Genomic DNA, 8,884 nt, shown 5'->3' with positions numbered 1-8,884 from the left:
GTTCCCATCCCGAACACGGAAGTTAAGCTTCTCAGCGCCGATGGTAGTTGGGGCGTAAGCCCCTGTGAGAGTAGGACGCTGCCGGGCAACTAGAAAAAGGCAACCCAATATGGGTTGCCTTTTTTGTTATGGAGAAATTAAAAGCCGGTTATAAATAGTCTAATGGGAATTTTGATATTTTTTGGATTTGATATATCTTGCTATGCTCTGTGCCGAGGCCTTCCATTTGAATATACCTATCATTTATTTTGCTCCCTGCTTATTAAGTTAATGGTGCTCCATAATCAAAGAACATGTCAATATACCAGAAGAAGGAATCGTTAATTTTATCGAAGTGGGGTAAATGGACATAAAGAGATTGGGAGGTTGTCCATATGTTATACGGAACTATTGCACTGAAACTTATAGTTGGATTTTTTGCCTTGGTGGCTGTAACAAGAGTTCTTGGGAAGAAGGAAATGTCCCAGGTGACGCCGTACGATTTTGTATACGCAATAATTTTAGGCGGGATAATCGAGGAATCAATTTATGATGAAAAAGTATCCATACTTCATGTCTTATTTGGAGTCGCAGTATGGGGTATTGTCATATTTGCAGTAGAAAAGCTTACCGAAAAATATGATAAAATTCGCAAGCCTTTAAAAGGTTCTGTCTCTGTCCTTATAAAGGACGGGGAAATAGACCACAAGGAAATGAAGAAAAACTCTTTAGAAATGGAGCAGCTCCGCTCCTTGCTTAGAACTCAGGGTGTTTTTTCATTAAAAGAAGTAAAATATGTCTTTATGGAAACAGGCGGTCAAATCAGTGTTATGAAATATGCAAGTGCGGATCCGGTAACCCCGGAAATTTTAAACGTAGATACAAAAGATGAGGAGCCAGCGTTAATGCTTGTTGACGAGGGAAGAATTGTAGAAGAAGACCTGAGTAAAACCGGCAAGGATGAAAAATGGCTTAAGGATGAGTTAAGGAAAGAAGGATATGATGATATCAGTACAATCTATTACGCCGAATGGTCCAAGCAGGGAGGGTTTTATATCAAAGAATTTGAAAAAGAAGAACGCCGCGGTTGATGAATTGCTATCGGGGAATAATAAGACATGAAGATGAATGAAAGGAAAGTGTGTTATGGGGAAAAAGCAGCTATTTGAAGTGCTTGAAAATGAAACCATCAGTGATTGCCTCAATCGAATGAAAGCACAAGGGTTTCGCCCAGTAGGCCGAATTGAACGGCCTATTTTCAAAGAAGAGGGTTCGGACATAGTCCCTGTGGGCCAAAAAATTCTGTTTGAAGGAAAACCTTTGGAAAAAGAGTGAAAAAATCGAGATTAAAGCTCTTAAAAACGAACGTTTATTAAGTTTGTTGTTTGGATAGTTCGCCTCCTTGTTTGACTAGTTCCAATCTGGTTGTTAAGATAGAAAGTGACTAGTGCCGAGAATGATTGCTTGGCTTCATACTTAAAGAAAAACGGGGGAGAAGGAATGATAGACCGTTACACTAGACCTGAGATGGGTAAAGTTTGGAATGAAGAAAACAGATTTGACGCATGGCTGGAAGTGGAAATATTAGCGTGCGAGGCATGGGCCGAATTGGGGGATATTCCTTATGAAGATGTTCGGAAAATCCGTGAAAACGCTGGATTTGATGTAAGCCGGATTAAAGAAATCGAGGAAGAAACCCGTCATGATGTGGTGGCTTTTACAAGGGCTGTTTCGGAAACACTTGGTGAAGAGCGAAAATGGGTTCATTATGGACTGACCTCTACAGATGTCGTTGACACGGCTTTATCTTATCTTCTCAAACAGGCAAATGAAATTATCAGGGAAGATATCAAGAGGTTTATCGCGGTCTTGAAGGAAAAGGCCCAGGAGCACAAGTACACTGTCATGATGGGCCGTACCCATGGAGTCCATGCTGAACCTACTACATTTGGACTGAAACTGGCATTGTGGCATGAAGAAATGAAACGGAATCTGAATAGATTTAATGAGGCGGCTAAAGGTGTGGAAGCTGGTAAAATTTCCGGTGCAGTTGGTACCTATGCGAATATTGACCCTTTTGTTGAAAAATATGTTTGCGAAAAGCTAGGCCTTGAACCGGCTCCAATATCCACACAAACACTTCAGCGTGACCGGCATGCCCATTACTTATCTATAGTGGCTTTGATTGCTACCTCCATTGAAAAATTTGCTGTGGAAGTCCGCGGGCTTCAAAAAAGCGAAACTCGTGAAGTAGAGGAGTTTTTTGCGAAAGGCCAAAAGGGATCATCTGCAATGCCGCACAAACGCAACCCAATTGGTTCGGAAAATATGGCGGGTCTTTCGAGGGTTATTCGCGGACATATGCTGACTGCCTATGAAAACGTACCGTTATGGCATGAAAGGGATATTTCTCATTCTTCTGCGGAAAGGATTATCCTTCCTGACGCGACGATTCTTCTAAATTATATGCTTAACCGATTTAGTAATATTGTGAAGAACCTGACAGTCTATCCGGAGAACATGAAGAGGAATATGGGTAGCACACTGGGACTAATCTACTCTCAAAGAGTCCTGCTTGCACTAATTGACAAGGGCCTTTCTCGCGAAAAGGCTTACGATACAGTTCAGCCTCGGGCGATGGAGGCATGGGAAAAGCAAGTTCCATTCCAGGAATTATTGGAAACGGATGAAGCTGTGACTTCTCTTTTAACAAAAGAGGAGCTGAATGAGTGCTTTGATTATAGCTACCATCTACAACATGTCGATACAATTTTCAAAAGGCTTGGATTATAAAAAGGAGAAGGAGCATCCGCTATCGAGTGGATGCTCCTTCTCTTCTATATCGTATTGAATTAGCTTTCCCTTCATATGAAGACATTTCCTCTTTATAATCCGTATTTTCCCCTTGCTTTCGATGTTCTCCATTTTCCTGTTCTTCAGAAGGCCTTTTCTCCTTGGATTCTTTTTGTTTATCTCCACTATTTTGAATAAAATCTGTAACCGGGCAATACCTGACAATTCCTTCGGCCACCTTCATGGCTGCCAAAAAAGCAAGAACTAGATACGAGTCACGCCAAGGTTTTTTGACCATTTTGGCCGTGCACCAGGAGAGAATAGCCAACCCTGCAGTAATTCGAATCATGGCATTAACTATGCCAATGTTTTGTCTCATCTTCACCTTGTTCACTCCTTCACAATTTTCTTATTTAATACTGTTAAACATTACTGTACGAAAGAAAATTATGTGTTATTATTAAATGAAAGGGCTTACTTTTTATAGAAATTTCAGAAAAATGTTATAGAGACCACTTATATAAGGGGGAGGGACCATGCTTGAACAACGATACCGTTGGAAAAATAAGCAACTTCGTGAACACGTTGAAGTGTTGGATGGCAAACGTGCCCCAACCATCGTTTTAACAAATGCAACCTATTTAAACCAGGCATTTAATAAATGGATGACGGCTAATATATGGATTTATGAAGACCGGATTGTATATGTAGGAAACAAACTGCCGTCTAATCTTGTGAATAGCAGCACAATAGATTGTTCCGGTAAATATCTTGTCCCAGGATATATTGAACCGCATGCACACCCATTTCAGTTATATAATCCCCACTCGTTTGCTGCCTATGCATCACACCGGGGGACAACAACCATTTTGAATGACAATCTATCATTAATCCTTCTTTTGGAAAGAAAACAGGCATTTTCATTAATGAAAGATATGCGAAGTTTACCAGCGAGCATATTTTGGTGGTGCCGATTCGATCCGCAAACAGAAATTCGGAATGAGGAAGAGGTTTTTTCACACGGAACAATCAAGTCCTGGCTGGAGCATGACGCAGTCCTTCAGGGCGGGGAATTGACAGGCTGGCCGAAACTGCTGGCCGGGGATGACATGATGCTCCACTGGATTCAGGAAGCTAAGCGGATGCGGAAGCAAATTGAAGGGCATTTTCCGGGGGCATCTGAGAAAACCTTGGCAAAAATGATGCTGCTAGGTGCGGATTGTGACCATGAAGCGATGAGAGGTGAGGAAGTATATGAGCGGCTCCTCCAGGGCTACACTGTTTCCTTGAGGCATTCTTCTATCAGGCCTGATCTTCCCAAGCTTTTGGACGAAATGAACGACTTGGGCATTGATGTGTATGATCGTTTGATTTTTACCACGGATGGCTCTTCTTCACGGTTTCATAGGGATGGGGTTATCGACATGATGATTAAGATTGCTATTGAAAAAGGTATTCCCCCTATCGATGCTTACAATATGGCAACCATTAATCCAGCCAGGTATTACAATATTGGCCATATCCATGGGAATATTGCTACCGGCAGAGTCGCGAATATCAATTTCCTGGACAGCATTGAAGAGCCTTGTCCGGTATCGGTTCTCGCTAGAGGAAAATGGGTGAAAAAAGATGGCGAAGTTGTTGAGCATTTCCCTGAACTGGATTGGGACAGTTATGGCTTAAACTCGCTTGAACTGGATTGGGAGTTATCAATGGATGATCTTCAATTCTCGATGCCGTTTGGAATAAAATTAGAAAACGCTGTTATTACAAAGCCGTACTCAATTAATTTGGAAGTTTCGAGAGACACACTTTCTGATAGCCATGACGAATGCTTTTTTATGCTGATAGACAGGAAAGGGAAATGGAGAATTAACACGATTCTTAAAGGATTTGCGAATAAGCTTCAGGGGATGGCGAGCTCATTTTCAAATACTGGCGATATTTTGTTGATTGGCAAAAGTAAGGCCGATCTTCTCCACGCCTTCCGTCGAATGAAGGAAATTGGCGGTGGGATTGTGATTGCTGAAGGTGGAGAAACCATTTGTGAACTACCATTGGAACTTGGCGGCCTAATGACTAAAGAGCCACTTGAAAAGCTAATTGAAAAAGAACAAATTCTTCATGATGTTTTGCAGGAGAGAGGCTATTCGTTTGGCGATCCTGTTTATAGCCTGCTGTTCTTTTCTTCAACCCATCTTCCCTATGTAAGGATTACGCAGCAGGGAATGTATGATGTTATGAATAAAAATATACTCTTTCCGTCAATAATGCGTTAAAATGGTAAAGTAAAAGTAAATAAAAACTAGTTGCGATAGAGAGATAGACGATAAATTTGAGGTGTGGAAATGAGAAAATGGGCTGTTGCATTAGTGGCATGCTTGCTGCTTTTATCAGCATGCAGCAAGGAAGCACCAAAGACAGCGGAAAAAGAAAAGAAAAAAGCTGTAGCTTCTGAAAAGCAAGGGAAGGATCTTCCTTACACATTCCCGTTAACAGGGATCGGCTCAGAAAGTTCTACCGATGGCAGGGCATTTGCTGTCATGATTAATAATTTTCCAAAGGCCAGGCCACAATCCGGGCTGCACAAGGCAGATATTGTTTATGAAATGCTCGCAGAAGGGGAAATCACCCGATTCCTTGCAGTGTTTCAAAGTGAAAAGCCGGAAACGGTAGGACCAGTCAGGAGCGCACGGGATTATTATCTTCATCTAGCCAAAGGCCTGGACAGTATTTTTATAGCTCATGGGTACAGCAAGGAAGCAAAACAGATGCTCAGCAATGGTTTCATTGACAACATTAATGGAATTGCCTATGATGGGACGTTATTCAAGCGTGCGGATTTTAGGGTGGCACCGCATAATTCGTACATCACTTTCGAGAATATGCAAAAAGGATCAAGGAAGCTCGGATTTGACCTTAATAAGACTCCAAAGCCATTTACTTTCTTGAATGAAGATGCTGTAAAGGCACTATCGGGGCATGAAGCCCTTTATGCCAGCGTTGCCTATTTTTCTAATGATATTTACAACTCTGTTTATGAATATGATACTGCTCTGGGGAAATATAAGCGTTATAGCAACGGCGAACTAACTATTGACCTTGATACAAAACAGCCTATCCTACTGGATAATATTTTTATAGCAGAAATGAGCCACACACCGGCAGGAGAGGGCGGCCTGCGTGATATTGACCTTGAAAGCGGAGGCAAGGGCCTTCTTTTACAAAAGGGAAAAGCCACTGAGGTTGAGTGGAAAAACAGCGGTGGAAGAATCCTGCCTTATTTAAATGGAGCGGAGGCGGGGCTTATACCGGGTAAAACCTGGGTCAACATTATCCCGCAGGATCCCGGAATTCCTGGAAGCGTATCGCTTGAAGCACACTAGAACCAGAACAATAACAGATGTTTTAAAAGGGGTGAAATACATGCAAATTAATAAATTAAGAGGAAAAGAACTAGACCAGCTTTTCAATGCAATCCTTTCTTTGGAAGACCTTGAGGAATGCTATCGTTTGTTCGATGACTTATGTACAGTCAATGAAATCCAGTCGCTGGCTCAGCGGCTTGAGGTGGCAAGAATGCTTCGTGAAGGCAAGACCTACCACAAGATAGAAAGTGAGACAGGTGCAAGTACAGCAACCATTTCTCGGGTTAAGCGCTGCCTGAATTATGGAAACGATGGGTATGAAATGGTGCTTGAACGGGTGAAGGAGCCTGTATCGACTAATACAGAGGAATAAGTTTTTAGAAAAAGCCGGGAAATTGTTCCCGGCTTTTTCCTTTTATCTTATTTTAGTTTGGGTCTCCAACTTTTCGGCTTTACTAAATGAATTTATTATCTGCCCTTGGTCCAGCTCATGTACCGTGTCACAGAGTATTTCAATATCCTCTTTACCATGGCTGGCAAGAATGATCGTTTTTCCGCGGTCTCTTAATTCAAGAAGGAGCCTGCGGATATCTGCTACTCCCCGATTGTCCAGTCCATTCATAGGTTCATCAAGAATAAGGATATCCGGGTCTTCCATGAGTGCCTGTGCCAGTCCAAGGCGTTGCCTCATTCCTAAAGAATACTTGCCGACGTGTTTTTTGCTTTTAGGATCCAGTCCGACCTTTTCAATCACAGCAAGAATCTGTTCTTTCGAAATTTTATTTTTAATCGCTGCCAGGAATTTTAAATTCGTGTATCCGTCATAATTGGGAAGAAATCCGGGAGCTTCAATAATGATTCCTATGCTTTCAGGTACATCACAATCTTTTCCTATTTGCTTCCCATTTACCCTAATAGTCCCGGATGTTGGGATTACAAACCCACAAATGCATTTTAATAGCATGGTCTTTCCTGAACCGTTTCTGCCAATTAATCCATGTATTTTATATTTATCTAGAGAGAGGGAAATTCCGTTTAAAACAGTTGTATCTCCAAATTTTTTTGTTACATTCGTAATTTTAATAGCAGTCTGCATAGATAGCTGTCCTCTTTTCGTTAAATTGGAGGTAAAACGTTAATGGATTGTTTTCGATTTGTAATAATTGCAGATATTATCATTCCGACAATTAGTAGTGCGAAACTAACATAGATATAAGTTATCGATGGCATTAGTGTAGTACCTTCAATATCAATCCGATCAAGATTGCTCCAAGAAAGAGGAGAAAAGCTGTAGAGATGCGATTTGCCTGTAACTGCTGCATCCAAAACAAGAAAGAATGAAGCCGTTAAAACGCCAAAAATTCTTGTATTTGTGAGAGAATTAATTAGGTAAATTAACAATCCTAAAAAAATACCCGCCATCCATGAAAGCAAAAAAGAGAACCACATCGCCTGGAAAGGTGAAAAATAGTGAAGGGTACTTGAAGTAATTACTGTTTTTAACCCAACCACTACAGATGCATTTGTATTTGCAAGCGTGCCAAGTACTTTTCCCCATTCCATTGAAAACTGGATTGTTGGGAGATTTATTAGGATGGATATGACCATCAAAAAGATAAAGTAAAATGCGGACGCGATGATAATATATCCTATTTGCCCGATACTCCATGGAATCCGGCCGCTCCTTGCAATGATATATGGCTGATTATCATCGATGAACGGAGCATCGCAAAAGAGTAGGATTAATGGAAAAAAGAATAGAAGCTTAATAAACTTCTGGGTAAATAGAAAAGGAAACAACCAGGGGGAAACATCGATATTAATGTCTTGCGAGAAATCCATGATTTCTTTTGTGAAGTTGTGGGTCAATATGGTGAGTAGGATTGCAATTACCCATACTCTGTAATTAGATGGCCACTTACGAAAATTTTGATAACAGACTAACCGGGATGTATTAAACAACCTCATTACGCATTCGCCTCTTTACTTGATAATTAAACAAGAATCCCGCTAAAACAGAATAAAAAATGAAAATAAAAATAAAAAAAGCCAAACTAACTAGCGGACCTTCCTGTATTACATTCCCGCTTCTCGTTAACAAATAAAGGTTAAGCCAAGAAGGCAGGCTCATCGTTAGCTCTTCCAGTATGTAACTGGCAATAACAGGTGTAGCGATTGCAACAAAAGGAATCGGAATGAATGCTGAAACGGCTAAGCCCACAACGGACCATAAGGCAGCAGCCAAACTAAAAACGAGACTCTTTGCCAATAAAAACAGGAGTGGATAATCCCCTAAGGCTAGCGATCCAAATGTTTGATTATTAAATTCCTGATTTAAATATTCAGTTGGAAACAAAGGCAGTTTAAACGAAAGTAATGAAATGAACGTAATTAGCCCAATAAAAACAGTTAAGAAACCGCTAACAAAACAAGTTACAACTTTGGACCAAATATACCTATTAATTCCCGTTCGAATGACTACAGGTTTTATGTATTGAAATTTCCAGTCAGTACAAAAGCTTGAAACATAAGGAAGGGCAGCAAATAGCACGACCAATTTTTTTAACATCGTTAGCCCTATGAAAATATCCAAACTATAGTAGACCGTTATACCTGCTCCGGAGGCAGAAATTTTCTCCCAAATGCTAATAAAACAAAGAACAGTAACCCCAATAATGGAAAGATAAAAAACTGGAGAGGAGAACAACTGTATAAAGGACATGGTAAAGGCTCTTCTATTCATG

Annotated in this window: 10 protein-coding genes; 6 read left to right on the top strand and 4 right to left on the bottom strand. The window is 40.8% G+C overall.

Annotated features, from left to right (window positions below; translation table 11 throughout):
• Positions 1-374: 374 nt before the first annotated feature.
• From TY16_RS24625 to purB, 3 genes are all read left to right on the top strand, one after another.
• The gene (locus TY16_RS24625; protein WP_043934340.1) at positions 375-1,070 is read left to right on the top strand and encodes a DUF421 domain-containing protein; all 696 of its coding nucleotides are present in this window, start codon (positions 375-377) and stop codon (positions 1,068-1,070) included.
• Between the two features lie 55 nt (positions 1,071-1,125).
• Entirely contained in the window at positions 1,126-1,314 is a 189-nt protein-coding gene (locus tag TY16_RS24620; protein WP_043934339.1) for an NETI motif-containing protein, read from the top strand.
• 165 nt (positions 1,315-1,479) lie between these two features.
• Positions 1,480-2,772, top strand: a complete 1,293-nt coding sequence (gene purB, locus TY16_RS24615; RefSeq protein WP_043934338.1) for an adenylosuccinate lyase — start codon at positions 1,480-1,482, stop codon at positions 2,770-2,772.
• 19 nt (positions 2,773-2,791) lie between these two features.
• On the opposite strand, the gene TY16_RS24610 is transcribed toward purB, so the two are convergent.
• Positions 2,792-3,151: a YgaP family membrane protein gene (locus TY16_RS24610; protein WP_231505729.1), complete on the bottom strand. Its 360-nt coding sequence runs from the start codon at positions 3,149-3,151 to the stop codon at positions 2,792-2,794.
• Between the two features lie 157 nt (positions 3,152-3,308).
• Between TY16_RS24610 and TY16_RS24605 the strand changes: the two genes are divergently transcribed.
• From TY16_RS24605 to TY16_RS24595, 3 genes are all read left to right on the top strand, one after another.
• The gene (locus TY16_RS24605; protein WP_043934337.1) at positions 3,309-5,051 is read left to right on the top strand and encodes an adenine deaminase C-terminal domain-containing protein; all 1,743 of its coding nucleotides are present in this window, start codon (positions 3,309-3,311) and stop codon (positions 5,049-5,051) included.
• Between the two features lie 69 nt (positions 5,052-5,120).
• Positions 5,121-6,158: a DUF3048 domain-containing protein gene (locus TY16_RS24600; RefSeq protein ID WP_043934336.1), complete on the top strand. Its 1,038-nt coding sequence runs from the start codon at positions 5,121-5,123 to the stop codon at positions 6,156-6,158.
• Positions 6,159-6,198: 40 nt separating this feature from the next.
• Positions 6,199-6,513 (top strand): YerC/YecD family TrpR-related protein, encoded by a 315-nt coding sequence (locus tag TY16_RS24595; RefSeq protein WP_043934335.1) that lies wholly within the window; start codon positions 6,199-6,201, stop codon positions 6,511-6,513.
• Positions 6,514-6,555: 42 nt separating this feature from the next.
• Here TY16_RS24595 and TY16_RS24590 read toward each other — a convergent pair whose 3' ends face one another.
• From TY16_RS24590 to TY16_RS24580, 3 genes are read right to left on the bottom strand one after another with little or no spacing between them, the layout of a single operon-like run.
• A complete protein-coding gene (locus TY16_RS24590; protein WP_043934334.1) occupies positions 6,556-7,236 on the bottom strand; it encodes an ABC transporter ATP-binding protein in 681 nt (226 codons plus the stop codon).
• A 20-nt stretch (positions 7,237-7,256) separates the two neighbouring features.
• Positions 7,257-8,108: a hypothetical protein gene (locus TY16_RS24585; protein ID WP_043934333.1), complete on the bottom strand. Its 852-nt coding sequence runs from the start codon at positions 8,106-8,108 to the stop codon at positions 7,257-7,259.
• Complete coding sequence (locus TY16_RS24580) at positions 8,095-8,883, bottom strand: hypothetical protein (RefSeq protein ID WP_043934332.1); 789 nt, start codon at positions 8,881-8,883, stop codon at positions 8,095-8,097. The genes TY16_RS24585 and TY16_RS24580 overlap by 14 nt, the downstream gene beginning before the upstream one ends.
• Position 8,884 lies beyond the last annotated feature (1 nt).

This window comes from Bacillus sp. EB01 (assembly GCF_000613125.1).
In the GTDB taxonomy this organism is placed as follows: Bacteria; Bacillota; Bacilli; order Bacillales; family Cytobacillaceae; genus Bacillus_D.
This window is presented reverse-complemented; position numbering and strand designations above follow the sequence as displayed.